Below are 17,432 nucleotides of genomic sequence, written 5' to 3' on the forward strand. Positions count from 1 at the left end.
CGTCACCCCGCAGCCGCGCCGGCCCTCCGCTTGCTCACTCAGTACCTGGCCGACGTGGGCAGCCGGAGACCTACTGGGTGACGGGCTCACTCTGCTGCGGGGCCTCGACGGCCGCGGTGATGGTGGTGCCGGCCGGGACGGACTCGTAGTAGACCGAACGGGACTGCTTGGAGCGCAGGGCCGCGGACTTGCGGACCAGGCCCTCGAGCGCGGTACGCACGCTCATGATGGTGACGGAGCGCTCCGGCGTCGAGATGGCCGTGGCGACCTCCGCCGCCGAGGCCGGGCCGCCCTGCTTGACCAGGTAGTTCTCGACGACCTTCACGAGCTTGTCGGCCTTGGGGGCGGCCGCCTTGCTGTCGGCCGCCTTCGGCGCGGCGGTCTTCGCGGTGGCGGTCTTCGCCGGCTTCGCGGTCGTGGACTTGGCCGTGGCGGCCTTCGTCGCGGCGGCCTTCGCCGGCTTCGCGGTGGCGGTCTTGGCCGGGGTGGCCTTCGCGGTCGCGGTCTTGGCGGGCGCCGCCGCCTTGGTGGCGTGCGCGGCCTCGGCCACGGCGCTCTTCGCGTCGGTCTTGCGGCCGCGGCCGGCCCGGCCCTGGGTCGGGACCGACTTGCGCGCGGTACGGCGCCTGGCGCCGGGCACCTTCGCCGACTTCGCGTGCGGTGCGACGTGCGCTTCCGGCTCGCTCTTCTGCGGTTCGGCCTGCTCGGAGACGGAGTGCTGCTTCTTCGCGCCGACGGCGCTCTGCATGCTCAGCAGCATCTCGCGGTCCTGGACGAGGACCTCCAGCTCCTTCTGGAGCACGTCGATCTGCGCGAGAACGCGGTCGCGGTCACCTTCGTTCTGCCGCAGATCGGCGGCGACGCGGGCTTCGTACTCGCCCTGCAGACTCTGGCTCTTGGACATGACGTCCGACATGGACACCACTCGCCTTTCGTTGCTCACTTCGCGTCATTGATGACCGTGATGGTAGCCATCAACGTATGAGGGGATATTCGAAACGGACGCTCACATCACGTCCCCGTGGTCCGGGCCGGACCGAGCTGCGCCGACATCCGTATGAGTAAGACCATCCCAGTCAACGTCCGCGAAAGCCAACTCGGTTCCCCGGATCCCGTCCGGGAGGTTACATCTTTCGGGCGCGGGAGGATAGGAGCAGCGTCCCCCGTTGACCTGGAAGTGTGGCGGCCCGGACGGCGAATTCCTTTCGCCCCGCCGGGAGTTGCCTCACTCGGCCGGGTACCGTCCGGCCGGTCCCGCGGCCCCCCGCGTTCGTGCTGCGCGGGAGAAACTCGGCGAACAGTTCGAGTTCGCTCCCGCTGTCCCGGAGGCGGATCAGCGCTTCCCGCACTTGTCTTCCCGGACCGTTGACGCCCTCTCCGGCAGGGCGCGATCCTGGAGTGACGCGAGTGACGCGAGTGAAAGGACACATCGTGTTCGAGCGTTTGCACAACTTATAGAGCGGCGAAAGGGCCGGGTGCCGAGGAGCGACACCTTCGGGTATCACGACCCGGACAACGGGCACCGGCCGTACGGCGGGGCGGATATCGATCCGGCCCCGGACGCGGCTCGCCGCACCAATCCGGACCGGAACACCCGGCCGCGGCAGGAGTTGTTCGGCCGGGACGGGCAAGAAGCCGCCTATGAGACCAAGCGACGAAGTGGCCGCGCGGCGTATCGGCGTGCTGCTCGTGATGCAGGGCGCGCTGTTGACGGGCTTCGGCCTGCTGCTCACGCGGTGGCTGGTGAAGGTTCCGCCGTTCACCGCGGAGGACGGGATCAACCGCGCCTTCGCCGCGCACCGGTCGGCGGGCTGGAACAGCGCCACGTACTGGCTGTCCCAGCTGGGCAACACCCATGCCGTCGTGCTGATGACGGCGGTGTCGGTGGCCCTGCTCCTGTTGCCGGTGTACGGGCGGCTCCAGCGCGAAGCGCTGTTCCTGGGCGCCGCGGTGGCCCTGCAGTCGCTCGTCTTCCTCATGGTGACCGCGGTCATCGACCGGGCCCGTCCGGACGTGGCACACCTGGATGCCGCCCCGCCGACGTCCAGTTTCCCCTCCGGGCACACCGGTGCCGCGACGGCGCTGTACGGCGGTCTGGCCGTTCTCGTCCTCATCCGCTTCCGCGGAAACTGGCGCTTCGTGCCGGCCGCGGTCCTGTTCAGCGTTCCCGTGCTGGTCGCGGTGGCGCGCCTGTACCGGGGGATGCACCATCCCACCGATGTGCTCTTCGGTCTGCTCAACGGGGCCGGAATCCTGCTGATCATGGGGCGTTCACTGCTGCCGGCGCGCGCCCGGCCGCAGGTGCCGGGGCAGGCTGAGCACATCACCTCTGCGGGTGCGACGGCCGTCACGCGGTACGGGCGGCGGGCGGCCGTGGTGGTGAATCCGACCGTCGTGGACGACGCGCTGCACGACGCGATCCGCCGCACGCTGGGTCGGTACGGCTTCCAGGACGTCTCCTGGCACGGGACGACCGAGGACGACCCGGGGAACGGCGCCGTACGGCGGGCCGCGCTCAGGAAACCCGACCTGATCGTCGTGTGCGGCGGTGACGGCACGGTGATGGCCTGTGCCGACGGCCTGGCGCACAGCGGCATCCCGACCGCGGTCCTGCCCTGCGGCACCGGCAACCTGCTGGCGCGCAACCTCGGTTATCCGGTCGATCCCCTCGCCGCTCTCGTCGCCGCGCTGGAGGGCACCACCCACGCCATCGACCTCGGGACCGCCGACGGCGACGGCATCTCCGGAGCCCGGTTCGCCGCCATGGCCGGCGCCGGGTTCGACGCCGCCGTGGTCGGGGACGCCTCCTCCCGGATGAAGGCGGGCATCGGCTGGGCCGCCTATCTGGTGTCCGGGGTGCGCCATCTGCGCGACCCCGGGATGCGGCTGACCCTGCGACTCGACGACGGACCGGAGCTCGGCCGCCGGGCACGGATGGTGCTGGTGGGCAACGTCGGCACGCTGCAGGGCGGTGTGCCGCTGCTCCCGGACGCGCGGCCGGACGACGGGGTGTTCGACGTCGTGCTGCTCAACCCGGCGGGACCGCTCGGCTGGCTGCGCGCCGCCGCCCATGTGCTGAGCCGGCCGCACCACGACAGGACACCCCTGCCGCCGGGCCGCGGTGGACGGTTCGCCGACGGCGCGCTGGAGTACTTCACCGCACGGCGCATCGAGATGACCTTCGAACGTCCCCAGGAACGGGAGTTGGACGGTGAACCGGTCGGTCCCGGCGTACGGCTGGTGATGGAGGTCGATCCGGGCGCCCTGCTGATGCAGTTGCCGGCGACCTCACCCACGGCATCGTCATCGGCGCCGGCGGGCACCGAGGAACCGGCAGTCCTGACAGGAGTACACGATGGGTACGGCAACGCGCGTTCCGCAGACCCGCGACATCACGGGCGACGAACTCTCGGGCGATGATGCCTGGGCCACCCTGCGCCGCTACGGCGGATGGAAACTGGCCCGCGACGCCTTTCTGCGGTTCCGGTACGCCGACGGGTTCAGCCACGCGCGGGCGCTGGCCCTGCAGACGGTCCTGTCGCTGGTGCCGTTCGCCATCGCCGTCGTCGGGCTGTCCACCGTGCTGCACGCCGAAGGCGTCGGGCGGGTGGCCGAACTCACCGTGCTGCGCATGTCGAGCGGCCCGAGCTCCGATGTCGTGAGGAACGCCCTCACCGACAGCCGCCGGCACGCCGACGAGGGCGGACAGCTGGCACTGTGGTTCGGTCTGCTGTTCGCCCTGGTGAACGTCACCACCGCGATGAGCCAGATCGAACGCGGCGCCAACCGCATCTACGGCGTGGAGCGCGACCGGCCCTTCCACCTCAAGTACCGGCGCGGGGTGCTGATGATGCTGCTCGCCGGACTGCCCCTGGGCCTGGGCTCCATCCTCATGGTCGGCGGCGCCGACATCGCCGGAGCGGCGGCCCAGGTGTACCACTGGACGCCGGACCAGACGACGGCCTGGAACCTGCTGCGCCGGCCGGTGGGCATCCTTCTCGCGCTGTTCTCCGCCTCGGTCGTCTTCCGCAGTTCGCCGCGCCGCCGGCAGCCCGGCTACACCTGGCTGGCCTTCGGTGCGGCCGTCTATCTGGCGCTGTGGACCCTGCTGACCTGGCTGCTCAGCCTGTACGTCGAGTTCAGCAGCTCGTTCAACTCCGTGTACGGCCCGCTGAGCGCCTTCATCTCGCTGCTGCTGTGGTCCTACCTCACGGCGATAGCGCTCTTCATGGGCATCGCGTTCGCCGCCCAGCTGGAGGCGGTCCGCGCCCGCGTCAAGGAGCCGGTTCTCCAGGATCCGGGGGTCTGAGCGGTGCGGCTCCGCAACCCGGACAGGTCGGTGACTCGGCCCGCGATGATGATTCTCCGCCGGAACGGGTAGCCGTCACCAGCATGAGGGCACTGTCGCGATTTCCCGGAAACCTGATCCGCCGGCTGCGCGGCCCGGACGAGCGCCTCGGCGTACGGCTGCTGCTCACGGCGGCGGTGTGCGCCGTCGCGACCGTACCGTTCGCCTTCGTTCTGGTCCTCGTGGAGGCCCACTGGGGTCCCCTGCACCGCGCCGACCGGAGTGCGGCCGAGAACCTGCACCGGGCGGCGCTGGACCACCCGGCATGGGTGACAGTGCTGCGCTTCCTCACCAACGGGCTGTGGTCGCCCACCGTCATGCGGCTGCTGGTGGCCGCTGTCGTGGTGTGGCTGCTGTACCGCCGCGCCTGGCGACTGGCCGCCTGGGCCGCCGTCACGGCCGCCCTCAGCTCCATGGTGGGGGTGATGGTCAAGACGGCCGTGGAACGCGCCCGCCCGCAACTGCCGGACCCGGTGGCCCACGCCCCCGGCTATTCGTTCCCCTCCGGCCACGCCATGACCGCCACGACGTCCTGCGGAGTGCTGCTGCTCGTCCTGCTGCCGCTGGTCCCCCGCGGCCTGCGCGCGCTGCCATGGGCGGCGGCGGTGATCTCCGTGGTGGGTGTCGGCTACACCCGGGTCGCGCTCGGCGTGCACTGGGCGAGCGACGTGGTGGGCGGCTGGCTGCTCGGGCTGGCCGTACTCGCCGCCACCACCGCCGCGTTCCAGGCCTGGCGCCAGGAGGCGGGTCTCGCCCACACCTCACCGGCCCAGGGTCTGGAACCCGAACTGGACACCCCGCACACCGCGCCCGAACCGGCCCTCCACCTCGGCCACCACCCCACGGACGAGAACCCGTCCCCTACGGATACGAAGGAGGACGACTCACGTCCGTGAGGGCGGTCGGCCGACCGGCGAACCTCAGAACCTCAGAACCTCAGAACAGGGTGTCGGCGAACCGGTCGACCTGGTCGGTGTCCGGGGACCAGCAGTAGAGGATCACTTCGTCGGCGCCGAGGTCGGTGTACGTACGCACCGCGGCCTTGATCTCCTTCGGATCGCCCAGCAGTCCGTCGGCGAAATGGGAGGCGTCGCCGAGGAACGCGTAGTAGTGGCCGACGTTCTTGCGGGCTTCCGCGACCACCGCGTCCGGGCCGATGGCGACGTTGAGCTGGGCCACCAGCCGGGGCGCCGACGTACGCCCGGCGTCGCGCCAGGCCTGTTCCGCCTGGCGGAACAGGCGGTCGGTGAAGTGCGGTGACGGCGCGGCGCCGAGGAAGCCGTCACCCCAGCGGGCGGCGCGGGCGATCGCGGCGGGGGTGAAGCCGCCGAAGAGCACTTCGGGGCCGCCGGGTGTCACGGGCGCGGGTCCGATCGGTCCCACACCGTCGCCGTAGGGCTCGCCCGCCCAGACGCGGCGCAGTACCGCCATCTGCTCGTCGAGCCGGCGGCCGCGCCGGTGGACGTCGACTCCGGTGGCAAGGTAGTCGTCCTCGCGTCCGCCGATCCCGATGCCGAGGGTGAAGCGGCCGCCCGAGAGGTGGTCGAGGGTGGCGGTCTGCTTCGCCAGCAGTGCGGTCCGGTGCAGAGGTGCGAGCAGTACCTCGGTCTGTACGCGGATGCGGTGGGTGGCGCCCGCGAGGGCGGCCAGGGTGATGAGTGGTTCGGGGTTGTCGTGGACCAGCCGGTCCAGCAGTCCGAGGGTGGTGAAGGGGCCGGCGTCGGCACGACGGGCCCAACTCAGCAGCCGACCGGGATCGTCGACGGGAAGACCGAGACCGATGTTCATGTGTGACTCCTCAAGAAGGGCAGACGAAATCGATGCCGCCCCTCCGTGATCTCGCACGAACGATACGTGCGGGCGCGCTCCCGTTTGCGGCGTACCTCCAGGGAGCGGTGCTCGGAGTCCAGCCATCCTAGAGCAAGCCGCGAGGGACGAGTGGGGTCTTGGGACGGGATCAGGACACCGCGGCGGGTCCCGGCGCCCAGTGGGCGCGCTCGCATAGGGTCACGTGGTGGCTTTGATCAGGATCGAGCGCTCCTCCCCACTGCCCGTCGACGAGGTGTGGCGGCGGCTCACCCGCTGGGAGCGGCACGCGGCCCATGTGCCGCTGACCAGGATCACCGTCACCACCCCGCCGCCCACGCGGCTGGGCACCGTGTTCGTGGCGCGGTCCGGCCTGGGGCCTGTCGGGTTCGACGACCCCATGGAGATCGTGCGCTGGGAACCGCCCGCGCCTGGTGGCACCGGCCGTTGCCGGCTGGAGAAGCGCGGCACGGTCGTCGTGGGGTGGGCCGAGATCGAAGTGGCCGCGCGGGACACCGGATCGCGGATCGTGTGGACCGAGGATCTGCGGGTACGGGGACTGCCGCGGCTGTTCGACGGTCTGACCGTCCGGTCCGGCCGGCTGATGTTCGGCCGGGCGATCTCCGGACTGCTCGCGGAGGCATAGCCCCGGCGTGCCGGGGCGCCCGGTCGCGACGACGAAGAGAAGGACATCGGTGATGGACGAACGGCTGGTCGTGGTCGGCAGTCTCAACATGGACCTCTCGGTCACGGTGCCGCGTCTCCCCCGGCCGGGCGAGACGGTCTCCGGCGCCGATGTCGTCCGCGGACCCGGCGGGAAGGGCGGCAACCAGGCGGTCGCCGCGGCGCGGCTCGGCGCACGGGTCCGGATGGTCGGGCTGCTCGGGGACGATGCCCATGGCGTGGAACTGCGGGCGGCCCTGACGGCGGAGGGGATCGACGACAGCGCGGTGGGCACCCTCCCGGACACCGCTTCCGGACTGGCGCTGATCGTGGTGCAGCACGACGGCGAGAACACCATCACCCTCTCCCCCGGCGCCAACCACCACCTGGACGAAGCCACGTTGCGGAGCCTCACGGAAGGCCTCGTCGCGAACAGCGCCGACACCGTCCTGCTCCAGCTCGAAGTGCCGCTGCCCACCGTGCTGGCCGCGGCCCGCGAGGCGCGCGCCGCCGGGGCGCTGACCGTGCTCAACGCCGCTCCGCTGCCCGGTCCCGGCCCGCTGCCGGCCGAACTGCTGCGTGCGGTCGATGTCCTCATCGTCAATGAGACCGAGGCCGCCGGACTGCTCGGCCTCCCCGACGTACCGTCCGGCGGCCGGGACGAGGATTGGACGGCGCGCGCGGACCAGCTCCGTCGGCTGGGGCCCGGGACCGTCGTGGTCACGCTCGGCGCGGCCGGCGCGGTCGCCGCCGATGCCCGGGGTCCGCTCACCGAACCGGGCTTCCCGGTCGACGCGGTGGACGCCGTCGGTGCGGGCGACGCCTTCTGTGCCCAACTGGCCATCGCTCTCGGTCTCGGCAGCCCGCTCGCCGAGTCCGTCCGCCGGGCCTGTGCGGCCGGCGCCGTGGCCGCCACCCGGCGCGGCGCGCAGAACGCGCTGCCCACCCGGGCCGAAGTCGACTCGCTGCTCGCGGCAACTCCCTGATGATCGCGCGGCAAGGCAACGGTTTAGCCTGGGAGCGACCCGAGTCGGGTGGTCCCGAGTGAAGGAAGAACATGAACGGCGTCACCGGATTCACCAGCGTTTCCCCGACCACGCTCGCCGACGTCCTGGGCCGTGAGCAGGTCATGGACATCGGCATCCGCCCGCTGTGGCCCTCTCCGCGGATTGCCGGCCCGGCGTTCACCGTACGGTGCCCTCCCGGCGACAACCTGATGCTGCACGCGGCCATCCACCGCGCGGAGCCCGGCTCGGTCATCGTCGTCGAAGCGGGTGACGTGGACTACGCGCTCGCCGGCGGCAACGTCTGCGCCGTCGCCCAGCGCCGGGGGATCGCGGCGTTCGTGCTCGACGGTGTGATCCGTGACCTCGCCGAGGTGCGCGAGATGGGCTTTCCCGTCTTCGCCAGGGGCGTCATCCCCATTCCCGGGACCAAGAAGGCCGTTGCGCCGCTCAACGGCACGGTGCGGTGCGGCGGCGTGAACGTGAGCGCCGGCGACATCGTGGTCGCCGACGAGGAAGGCATCGTCGTCACTCCCGGCGCCCGTCAGGAGCAGGTGCTCGCCGACGCCCGCACCAAGATGGCCAAGGAGGCCGGCGAATCCCTCGATGCCTGGGAAGCGGCGCATCGTGCCCGCATCGACGCGATCCTGGCCGAGAAGGGCTTCACCGGCTGACCGAGGCCGTTCGGCTCAGGGGGCGTCGTGCCGCGGCGCGCCTCGTGCGGTCCGGTCCGGTTGGTGTGCGCGGTGCTTCCGGTGCCAGTGGGGGCGGTGCACGGAGACGGCCGTGGCCCGGCGCGTCAGGGCTCCGAGTCCGATCAGTGTGACCGTCCAGGTGCCGACGAAGGTGTAGATCAGCGTCGGTGCGTCGGCGCGTACCGCTTCGATCAGCAGGATCAGGGATCCGGCGGCCAGTCCGCCGAGCAGCGCCACCAGCCAGCGGACCGGCGGGCGTCGCACCCTGCGGTAGGCAGGGGCGACCCAACTGGCCAGCCGGCGCAGGAGTCGGCCTTCACGGCGGAAGTTGACCTCCATACTGCTGAGGATCCGGCGTTCCTCGTCGGTGAGTTCTACAGCTCCCATCGTGTGGGTCCCTCCCCCGTGCGGCTGAACGGACTGATGGCGCGGCGGTCCGCACCGTGCTTCCCGGGGGTTGGAGGGGCGGCGCGCTCGGCTGCCGACGCGGCCGCTCCGGGAAGATCGGGAACCTCGACCAGGGCAGGTAAGTCCGGTGTGAGCTGTGAGTGTTCGTCAGCGTCCATGAGGTGTCTCCGCGATGTCTGGCCCCCGGGCGGAGGCCGCCTCCTGCGCTCCTTCGTCAACGCCGGCCGCGCTTCCGGCCGGACGATACTCCGTGCTCCGCACCGTGCTGTCGTACACCCTCGTGGGTGGCAGGTCTCCGGCCGGTTCAGCTCCGCACGGGGGCGGAGGTCCGCCGGCCGGCCGGAGAACTCTGTACTGAAGCCGCTTCCCCCGGCGCGGGGAGGCAAAACGCCCGGCGCGTGACAGGGCTCCCGTGGTCCACGTGGACCCGAGCGCGCCCCTCGACGCGCCGCGGACGGGCGGGAGTTCGGGCCGTCAGAGGCCCGACTTCTCCTGAGGGATGCGTTCCAGCAGCCCGCGCAGGTCGTCCGCGTGCTCCTCCTCCTGCGCGAGGAGCTCCTCGAACACCCGGCGGGTGGTCGGGTCGCCGTTGCCGAGCCACTGGGCGATCTCCGTGTAGGAGGCGATGGCGACCCGTTCCGCCACCAGATCCTCCTTGATCATGTCGATCAGCCCGAGGCTCGCGTCGTACTCGGCGTGCGACCGCTTGGTGAGGGTGTCCGGGTCGAAGTCCGGCTCCCCGCCCAGCTGGACGATCCGCTGGGCCAGCTTGTCCGCGTGCGCCTGCTCCTCCTGGGCGTGCTCCAGGAACTCGGCGGCGACGGGCTCGGAGTACAGCCCGGTGGCCGTGAAGTAGTGCCGCTTGTAGCGGAGCGTGCACACGATCTCGGTGGCCAGTGCCTCGTTCAGCACCTGGATGACCCGTTGCAGGTCAGCGCCGTAGGCATCCGTCACCGGACCCTTCTCGATCTCCTTGCGTGCCCGGCTCCGGAGCGTTTCGATGTCGGTCAGGAACTCCGCCATGTCGTACTACCGTCCTTCGTGATCTGCGGCCAAGACGAACGGGAGACCCGTCCACGCGCTGCGCGTACCCGGCCGTCCCGCCCGGTACGCCCTCCCCGGCCGGAGATCAGCCACCCGGCCCCGGCGTTGCCGGTGGCAGCGGGTCATCCGGCCGAATCCGGCTCCCCCCCGCGCGAACCGCACACCCGGTCGCACCGACGGCGTTCGGCCCGTGCAGACGCCCCAGGACGGGGTAGCAGACCGGCATGGGCTCGGAGTCTGTTCCCGGTACCCGCCGCACCGCGCACTCCGGCTCGGACGGTCCGTCGTCCCGCCGGGGGCCGAAGCCTGCCCGGGTGGCGCGCCGGATCTGGCGGCGGGGCGTGGAGATAGAGCTGATGCAGCGGTCGATGGGCTTCGCCGCACTCGGCCTGGTGACGCTGATTCCGCTGCTGATCGTCGTGGCGGCGGCGCTGGGGCACAACGGCCAGGGGTTCGTGGCGTGGGTGCGGGACGCACTGGGGGTGACGGGCGGATCCGCGCGCGCGGTGGAGAGCCTGTTCAGCAGCCCGGCGCGGGTGCTGAGTACGACGACCGCGCTCAGCCTCGGGTCCCTGGCGGTCTTCGGGCTGTCGTTCATCGCCGCCATCCAGACCGCCTACGAACGCATCTGGGACCTGCCGTCCGCACCCTGGCACGCCACCTGGCGGCGGGCGCTGGCTCTCGCGCTCCTGGTCGGCTACCTGCTGACGGCCGAGTACGCCGACCACGTCCTGCAGGACACTCCGCTGCAGCCCCTCATCCGCATCGTGGTGACGGGAGTCGGGGGCGTGGCGTTCTTCTGGTGGATCCAGCACTTCCTGCTGTGCGGCCGCATCGGCCGGCGGCTCCTGCTGCCCGGCGCCCTGCTGACCGTGGGCGGGCTGGTCGGTCTCCGGTTCTTCTCCATCACCGTCTTCTCGCCGCTGATCGCCGGCAGCGCGGTCTCGTACGGGCCCATCGGCACCGTCCTGATCGTCCAGTCCTGGCTCATCGGCATCGGATTCGTGATCTATGCGGGAGCGCTGGCTGGGCAGGGGCTGTACGAGCGCAAGCGTCCTCAGTGACGTGACCGTGCCACCATCCGACCGGTTGGGAGAGGACGACAGTGGAGCGTTGGCAGTACGGCTTTCTGTACATCGGGTACTACGGGCCCCCGGGGGCGGAAAAGGTCTACGAACTGGTGGTCACCGGCGAAGGCGCGGAGATCGTCGCGCTGGAGGACTCGACGCTGCAGACCCCCGCCCTGATCCTGGCCCGGCTCGACCGGCTGGGCGGCGAGGGCTGGCTGCTCGAGGCCCGCGGCGATGCCGAGTACAGCGCACAGGGGATGGCACCGGCCTGGATGCTCGACAAGGTCAGGGAGCTGGATCCCGGGGGCGAGATGGGGACGTACTCCATCTACACGATGCGGCGGACGCTGGACTGACCGCTGTCAGCCGATGCTGCACTTGCGGGCGGTCAGCGGCGGCCCGTCCACCGCGCAGTGCATACGCGGCGCGGGCTGCTCCTCCTCCCCCTCCTCCTGCGGCGCTGCCGGCGCCTCGGCGGGCGGCGGAGGTGGGGTGCGGATCGTGATGGCGGCCAGCGCGGCGCCCGCGGCGAGCAGCGCCGCCGCGATGACCAGCGACTGGTGGAATCCGTGCGAGAACGCCTCGGGGTCGTCGTAGCTGCGGCCCGTCAGTCCGGTGACGGCGGGCAGCGCGGCGACGGCGATGAGGCCGGCGGCGCGGGCGACCGCGTTGTTGACCCCCGACGCCACGCCGGCGTGCTCGGCGCCGACGGCGTCCAGGACGGTGGCGGTGAGCGGGGCGACCAGGACGGCCAGGCCGAAGCCCAGCACCACGACGGCGGGCAGCACGTCCTGGACGTAGTCGGCGTCCGGCCCGATGCGGAACATCAGCAGGATCGCGGCCGCGCAGATCAGCGGTCCGATCGTCATCGGCAGCCGGGGCCCGATGCGCTGCGACAGCCGGCCGAAGCGCGCGGAGAGCAGGAGCATCATGATCGTGATCGGCAGCATCGCCGTCCCGGCGGCGATCGGCGAGAATCCGGAGACGACCTGCAACTGGACGGCGAGCAGGAAGAACACTCCGCCGAACGCCCCGTAGACGGCGAACGTGACTCCGTTCGCGGCGCTGAACTGGCGTGAGGAGAACATGCTCAGCGGCAGCATCGGGTGCGCCTGGCGTGCCTCCGCGACGAGGAAGCCGGCCAGGGCGGCGATGCCGAGCGCACCGCTGACGAGCACCGTCGGCGACCCGGCTCCGTGCTCCGGGGCGGCGATGATCGCGTAGGTGACGCCGGCCAGTCCGACACAGCTCAGGGCCGCGCCGAGCACGTCGATCCGGCCGGTGGCAGCCGGATCGCGGGTCTCGGGGACGTGCCGCCGCGAGATGAGGACGACGGCGACGGCGAGCGGGGCGTTGATGAGGAACACCCAGCGCCAGGAAGCGGCCTGGACGAGCCAGCCGCCGAGGAACGGGCCGATCGCGGTCGCGACACCGCCGAAGGCGGACCAGGAGCCGATCGCCCGCGCCCGGTCCTCCGGGTGGAAGGACGCCTGGATCATGGCCAGGCTGCCGGGCATCAGCAGCGCTCCCCCGACGCCCTGCAGCGCTCGTGCGGCGAGCAGCAGGCCGGATGAGGGCGCCAGCCCGCACAGCAGGGAAGCGGCGGCGAACCACAGGACGCCGACGTTGAAGACCCGGCGCCGGCCGTACCGGTCGCCCAGCGCTCCGCCGAGCAGGATGAGTGAGGCGAGTGCGACGGTGTACGCGGTGACCGCCCATTGCAGGGTGCCGAATCCTGCGCCGAAGTCACGGCCGATCGCCGGCAGGGCGATGTTGACGACGGTGGCGTCGATGCCGGCGAGCGCCGACCCGAGGATCGAGGCGACGAGCACCCACCGCCCGGCGGCGGAGCGGACGCGGATCTCCCCGGCCGTCCCGGTCCCGCCGGGTTTCCCGGCCACGCCCGCCTGCCCGGCCTCGTCCGTCTTCCGGCGGGCCGCCCGCGACAACGAGAACATGGCAGGGCCTACCGTTCTGATCCGGGCAGCCGGAGCGATACGCCGCCGGTGGCGGGTGCGGGCGCGCGGTCCAGGAACTCGATCGGGTTCGTGGTGATCGCCTCCCAGGTCAGCGCTGCGCGATCCGGTGGGCCGGGGGCCCGGCCGGCACGGTTCACGCTAGGTGCGCCGATCTCCTACGGCAAGCGGTCCGGGAGCCCGGACGGCGACCACGCGGCGCCCCGTGGCCGCCGGTCGTGCGACGTCAGGCGTCGATGTCCCGGAGGCGTTCCATCTCGCGCCGGTCGCGCTTGGTGGGGCGTCCCGCCCCGCGGTCGCGGTGGCCGATCGCCAGGAGGTCCGCACGGGCGGGCGGCGGCGGGCTGTTGTCGACGAAGCACTCCGCGGCGACGGGCGCCCCGACGCGCTTGCGCACGATGCGCGAGACGACCACGATTCGCTCGGCACCCTCCCCGCGCAGCCGTACCTCGTCCCCGGCCCGCACCGTGTGGGCCGGTTTCACCCGCTCACCGTTGACCTTGACGTGGCCGGCGCGGCACGCCGCGGCGGCCATCGACCGGGTCTTCGTCAGCCGTACGGACCAGATCCAACTGTCGACCCGTACGGTCCCCTCGTCTGCAGCCATGACACGACCTTAAAGCCGGCGCGGCCCGGCGTGGCCAGGATGGGGTCAGCTGCCGCCGACGGCCCCGCTCTCCAGGGGTACCTGCCGCAGTCCGGCACGGCGTCCGGTCGCACGGGAGGTCCGGCCGGACGGGACCGCCGCGCGCCACAGCCGTACACACGACAGCAGCGTCGCGGCCGCCAGCAGGCTGTTGCGCGCCAAGAGGACGGCAACGCCCTGCCAGGAGCTGTTCAGCACCGCGCCGAAGAACAGCGGGAAGTCCACGGCGGTGACGGCGGTGGCGAGGAGCAGCAGTACCGCCACCGGGCGCTGGGTGGTGCCGCGCACCGTCAGGCACACCGCGGCGAGGGCGATCAGCCAGATCAGGTACTGCGGGCTGATCACCCGGCTGGTGGAGGTGAACAGCAGCACCGCCGTCAGGGCCGCGTCGTAGACGGTGGCCTCGCTCCAGACCCTGGCCCGCCAGCGCCACAGCAGCAGCCATCCGAACGCCACCGCGGTCAGCAGCAGGGAGCCGCGGGCGACGCTGGAGACGTAGGGGCCGAGGAACTCGAACGAGCCGTAGTGCATCCTGACGCGGCCGGGCCAGCCGCCCAGCCGGGCCAGGTGCAGCAGGGTGCCGCCCATCGACTCGACCTCGACGCCCCGGTTGCCCTGCGAGGACAGGAATCCGAACGTCCCGCGGAAGCCCAGCGCCAGCACCGTCAGCAGCACCGCCGCGGACCCCAGCACCGCGCTCCAGGCCTGGCGGGTGGACCGGCCCCTGGGGGTGCCGAGCACGATCAGCGCCGGCCACACCTTGATCATCGCGGCGAGCCCGGCGAGAGTGCCGCCGAGCCACGGCCGCCGGCCGATGACCAGCAGGGAGAGCACGGCCAGCGCGGTGACCGCCACATCGAACCGCGCGAAGGGCAGTGCCAGCAGCAGGGGCAGACCGCCGGCCCACAGCCAGGCGCCGGCCGCGCTGCCGGACCCGCCGGCCGGACCGCCACTGCGCGCGGCGCGCACCAGGGCCAGCACCACCACGGCGTCGGCCAGCACCATCAGTGCGACGAATCCCTGCAGGTACGACACCACGGGCAGCAGACGGGGCGCGAGCATGACCAGCCCCGCGCCCGGTGGGTACTGCCAGGTGACGTCCCCGGCCGGGAACGATCCGGCCGCCAGTTCGCCGGCCCAGCGCGTGTACAGCCAGTGCACCTCTTCCGCGATGTCCCCGCGCCCGGTGCGCAGCATGGCCAGCATCACCAGCCGCGAGGCCACCCAGTAGGCCGCAAGCGGCCACCAGCGGGACCCGATGCCGAATCCAGCAGGCGCCGTACGCTCCCGGTCCGTTTCGCACGCACATCCCGTGCACTCGGCCTCACCGCACGACGCCACCCGAACCTCCACAGTCCACGCCACCCGCCAACCACACCACCTCCGACGCTAAAACATCACAAAAGCTGCCAAAATGACCAACACGCTGAAATCGTTCACCAAAGCTCAGCCTGCTCAGCGGCTCAGCCGGGCAGGCCCTGCTCCGCCACCAGGTCTTCCAGGAGCGCGACGGCCCGGTCGGCGCCCGGCAGGGCGGCGATCTCGTCCCGCAGTCCTTCGGCGGCCAGCCGGTAGGACGCGTCCGCCAGTACCTCGACGACCGCCTCGCGGACGTGGTCCGGGGTGGCCGACACGGCGTCGAGCACGCGGGAGACGCCCAGCGCGGCACAACGGGCCGCGTTCTGGGGCTGGTCGGCGCCCATCGGGATCAGCACCGACGGCAGACCGTACGCCAGCGCGCCGATCACGCTCCCGGACCCGCCGTGCGAGACGACCACGTCGCAGTGCGGCAGAAGCGCCGCCTGCGGGACGAAGCGCTCGATGCGCACATGGCCGGGCTGCGGTCCGAGTTCCGCGGGGTCGATGTCCTTGCCGACCGTCACGACCACATTGACCGGCAGATCCCGCAGCCCCTTCAGCACCCGCGCGAAGAGGTCCCCCGACTCCACGTTGAACACGGTGCCGAGGGTGAAGTAGACGGTCGGAGCGTCGTCCAGTTCCCCGATCCACTTCGGCACGGCCTCCTCCGCCACCGCGTCGAGGCCGCGCGGCCGGAGCGCCTGCCCGGTGGGCGGCAGCGGGAAGTCCGGGTGCCGGAAGCCGGGCGGGAAGGGCGCCAGGACGAGGTGGCGGCCGAGCATCTCCAGCCCGGGGTCGGCGGGCAGGCCGTGCTCGGCGCGCAACTCGTTGAGCGGCTCCGCGATCAGGTGGTGCCGGACGAACGAGCCCTCGGCTATGACGAGCACGCGCGCGTACGGCAGCCCCAGGCGCTCGGCCACGACCACACTGCCGAAGTCCATCTCCTCGCACACCAGCAGATCGGGCTCCCACGCGGCATACAGGTCGACCCCGCTCGCCGCGCGCTCACGCGCCATCCGGCCGGCGAAGGCGTCCCGCAGGACCTGGTCCTCGCGCTCGGTACTGACCGCGAGGAGCGGACGCCGCTCCGCCTGCCATTCGCGGCCGGTGTCCTCCTCCAGGACGTCGAATCCCGCCGCCGCCACCGTCCTGGCCATGCTGGGACGGCAGGTGAACACGACGGTGTGGCCGGCCTCCCGTGCGGCGTCCGCGATCGGGATCAGCGGTTCGAAGTGGCCGTTCCCTCCGACGAAGGTGAACAGAATGCGCACGGTGGCGTCCCCTCTCGCTCGCGAAGGTCGACATCATGCCATCGTTCCGCGAGCGGGAGACGGGGGACGGTCCACGACCGGACAGCGGGCTCGGCCCAGGGCGAGCCGCGCTACTCGGCGGGATCGGGCTCCACCAGCAGCCGGGCTGATCGGCCGCACCCGGGCCGCGCTGCTGACCGGCCTGACGGAACCCGCCTCGACCTCCGCGCTCGCCCACCGCCATGCCTCGCGGGCGGCACCGTATCGGAGCACCTGTCGGTGCTGCGGGACGCGGGCTTCGTCGTCGGCGAGCGCCTCCGGCACGAGATCCGCCACCGCCGCACGGAACTCGGCCACGCGGTGGCGGAGCGCGGGCACGGCGCCGGGTAGCGCACTGAGGCGGCGGCGACCGCCGTCAGGACGTGGGGCGCTCGTAGAGTCGGTCGAGCCGGTGGTCGAGGGCGACCAGGTCCGGATGCCGGGCGACGAAGCGCTTGCCGCGCTCCCGTTCCCGGACCGCGTCGCGGACGCTGCGCCGGGCGGCCCGGTGGAGCGCCGCGGCGAACCGGGCGGCCGGTTGCCCGGCGGCGGCCAGCTCAGCGGCCACGGCACGGAACTCCGCGTCGACCTCGGCGAGATGGGGACCGCGCCGGTCGGCCGCGTCCTCGACCGCGATCCGGGCCTCGGCCCGGTCGATGCCCAGTCGTGCGGCAAGCCGGAACGCGATCGTGTCCAGAACACGCTGCTGCTCGGGCGTCATGGATCCAGTGTTGCGCACGGAACGCCGTCGCGATAGCGTGCCGGGCCCCCTCGTCCGGAGGCAGATCCGCACGTCAGTCCTGGGGCTCGCCGTCCGGCGGGTCGATCCGGCGGGACTCCTCGGCACGGCGGCGCAGGGTGTTGCGACGATATCCGGCCACGGCGATCAACAGGCCCGCGGCAAGGCTGACGCCGACCCACAGGCCGAGCCACTCCAGAGCCGTGATCACCAGCGCCGCCACCTCCTTGTCTCGCCGGCTGCGCGGGGCAGATGGCGGCGGGTGAGGCGAACCCGTCAATACAACGCATTGCTACCGGATCATGCCGAACCGCTCTTACCGGAGTGTCCCAGCCCGTCGGCGTCCGGGAGGACAACTTCCCGCAACGGTCACTCCTCCGGGGGA

At 72.0% G+C, this 17,432-nt stretch carries 18 protein-coding genes; 8 read left to right on the top strand and 10 right to left on the bottom strand.

Going from position 1 to position 17,432, the window contains the following annotated elements:
* Positions 1 to 70: 70 nt before the first annotated feature.
* Entirely contained in the window at positions 71 to 916 is an 846-nt protein-coding gene (locus C8250_RS05665; protein ID WP_138353426.1) for a hypothetical protein, read from the bottom strand.
* Between the two features lie 725 nt (positions 917 to 1,641).
* On the opposite strand from C8250_RS05665, the gene C8250_RS05670 reads away from it, so the two are divergent.
* The 3 genes from C8250_RS05670 (at position 1,642) to C8250_RS05680 (ending at position 5,244) form a co-directional block, all read left to right on the top strand.
* Positions 1,642 to 3,420: a diacylglycerol kinase family protein gene (locus C8250_RS05670; protein ID WP_138353425.1), complete on the top strand. Its 1,779-nt coding sequence runs from the start codon at positions 1,642 to 1,644 to the stop codon at positions 3,418 to 3,420.
* Positions 3,356 to 4,309, top strand: a complete 954-nt coding sequence (locus tag C8250_RS05675) for a YihY/virulence factor BrkB family protein (protein ID WP_138353424.1) — start codon at positions 3,356 to 3,358, stop codon at positions 4,307 to 4,309. Before C8250_RS05670 ends, C8250_RS05675 begins: the two co-directional genes overlap by 65 nt.
* An 83-nt stretch (positions 4,310 to 4,392) precedes the next feature.
* Entirely contained in the window at positions 4,393 to 5,244 is an 852-nt protein-coding gene (locus C8250_RS05680) for a phosphatase PAP2 family protein (protein WP_138353423.1), read from the top strand.
* A 40-nt stretch (positions 5,245 to 5,284) separates the two neighbouring features.
* Here C8250_RS05680 and C8250_RS05685 read toward each other — a convergent pair whose 3' ends face one another.
* The gene (locus C8250_RS05685; protein WP_138353422.1) at positions 5,285 to 6,136 is read right to left on the bottom strand and encodes an LLM class flavin-dependent oxidoreductase; all 852 of its coding nucleotides are present in this window, start codon (positions 6,134 to 6,136) and stop codon (positions 5,285 to 5,287) included.
* Between the two features lie 226 nt (positions 6,137 to 6,362).
* Between C8250_RS05685 and C8250_RS05690 the strand changes: the two genes are divergently transcribed.
* From C8250_RS05690 to C8250_RS05700, 3 genes are all read left to right on the top strand, one after another.
* Positions 6,363 to 6,800 (top strand): SRPBCC family protein, encoded by a 438-nt coding sequence (locus tag C8250_RS05690; protein WP_138353421.1) that lies wholly within the window; start codon positions 6,363 to 6,365, stop codon positions 6,798 to 6,800.
* A 52-nt stretch (positions 6,801 to 6,852) separates the two neighbouring features.
* The gene (locus C8250_RS05695; protein ID WP_232486002.1) at positions 6,853 to 7,803 is read left to right on the top strand and encodes a ribokinase; all 951 of its coding nucleotides are present in this window, start codon (positions 6,853 to 6,855) and stop codon (positions 7,801 to 7,803) included.
* Between the two features lie 71 nt (positions 7,804 to 7,874).
* Positions 7,875 to 8,495 (top strand): RraA family protein, encoded by a 621-nt coding sequence (locus C8250_RS05700; RefSeq protein WP_138353419.1) that lies wholly within the window; start codon positions 7,875 to 7,877, stop codon positions 8,493 to 8,495.
* A gap of 15 nt (positions 8,496 to 8,510) precedes the next feature.
* On the opposite strand, the gene C8250_RS05705 is transcribed toward C8250_RS05700, so the two are convergent.
* On the bottom strand, positions 8,511 to 8,903 hold the full coding sequence (locus tag C8250_RS05705) for a hypothetical protein (protein WP_138353418.1): 393 nt from the start codon (positions 8,901 to 8,903) through the stop codon (positions 8,511 to 8,513).
* A gap of 495 nt (positions 8,904 to 9,398) precedes the next feature.
* Positions 9,399 to 9,947, bottom strand: coding sequence for a DUF892 family protein (locus C8250_RS05710; RefSeq protein ID WP_138353417.1), 549 nt, complete (start codon positions 9,945 to 9,947; stop codon positions 9,399 to 9,401).
* A 335-nt stretch (positions 9,948 to 10,282) separates the two neighbouring features.
* Between C8250_RS05710 and C8250_RS05715 the strand changes: the two genes are divergently transcribed.
* Together C8250_RS05715 and C8250_RS05720 are read left to right on the top strand one after the other, a co-directional pair.
* Positions 10,283 to 11,032 carry a YhjD/YihY/BrkB family envelope integrity protein gene (locus C8250_RS05715; RefSeq protein ID WP_244808982.1) on the top strand — a complete coding sequence of 250 codons (750 nt, stop codon included), beginning with the start codon at positions 10,283 to 10,285 and terminating at the stop codon, positions 11,030 to 11,032.
* Positions 11,033 to 11,073: 41 nt separating this feature from the next.
* Positions 11,074 to 11,394 (top strand): hypothetical protein, encoded by a 321-nt coding sequence (locus C8250_RS05720; RefSeq protein ID WP_138353415.1) that lies wholly within the window; start codon positions 11,074 to 11,076, stop codon positions 11,392 to 11,394.
* A 6-nt stretch (positions 11,395 to 11,400) separates the two neighbouring features.
* Here the strand turns inward: C8250_RS05720 and C8250_RS05725 are convergent, their stop codons facing one another.
* The 6 genes from C8250_RS05725 to C8250_RS05750 all read right to left on the bottom strand — a co-directional run bounded on the left by C8250_RS05725 (position 11,401) and on the right by C8250_RS05750 (position 17,258).
* Entirely contained in the window at positions 11,401 to 12,996 is a 1,596-nt protein-coding gene (locus C8250_RS05725; protein WP_138353414.1) for an MFS transporter, read from the bottom strand.
* A gap of 244 nt (positions 12,997 to 13,240) precedes the next feature.
* Positions 13,241 to 13,621, bottom strand: coding sequence for an RNA-binding S4 domain-containing protein (locus C8250_RS05730; RefSeq protein ID WP_138353413.1), 381 nt, complete (start codon positions 13,619 to 13,621; stop codon positions 13,241 to 13,243).
* 45 nt (positions 13,622 to 13,666) lie between these two features.
* Positions 13,667 to 14,884, bottom strand: coding sequence for a glycosyltransferase family 87 protein (locus tag C8250_RS05735; RefSeq protein WP_244808983.1), 1,218 nt, complete (start codon positions 14,882 to 14,884; stop codon positions 13,667 to 13,669).
* A 239-nt stretch (positions 14,885 to 15,123) separates the two neighbouring features.
* Complete coding sequence (locus C8250_RS05740) at positions 15,124 to 16,290, bottom strand: glycosyltransferase (protein ID WP_138353412.1); 1,167 nt, start codon at positions 16,288 to 16,290, stop codon at positions 15,124 to 15,126.
* Between the two features lie 394 nt (positions 16,291 to 16,684).
* Positions 16,685 to 17,029, bottom strand: a complete 345-nt coding sequence (locus C8250_RS05745) for a hypothetical protein (RefSeq protein WP_138353411.1) — start codon at positions 17,027 to 17,029, stop codon at positions 16,685 to 16,687.
* A 73-nt stretch (positions 17,030 to 17,102) separates the two neighbouring features.
* Positions 17,103 to 17,258: a hypothetical protein gene (locus C8250_RS05750; RefSeq protein ID WP_187144745.1), complete on the bottom strand. Its 156-nt coding sequence runs from the start codon at positions 17,256 to 17,258 to the stop codon at positions 17,103 to 17,105.
* Between the last annotated feature and the right edge of the window lie 174 nt (positions 17,259 to 17,432).

This window comes from Streptomyces sp. So13.3 (assembly GCF_005860785.2).
Classification (GTDB): domain Bacteria; phylum Actinomycetota; class Actinomycetes; order Streptomycetales; family Streptomycetaceae; genus Actinacidiphila; species Actinacidiphila fildesensis.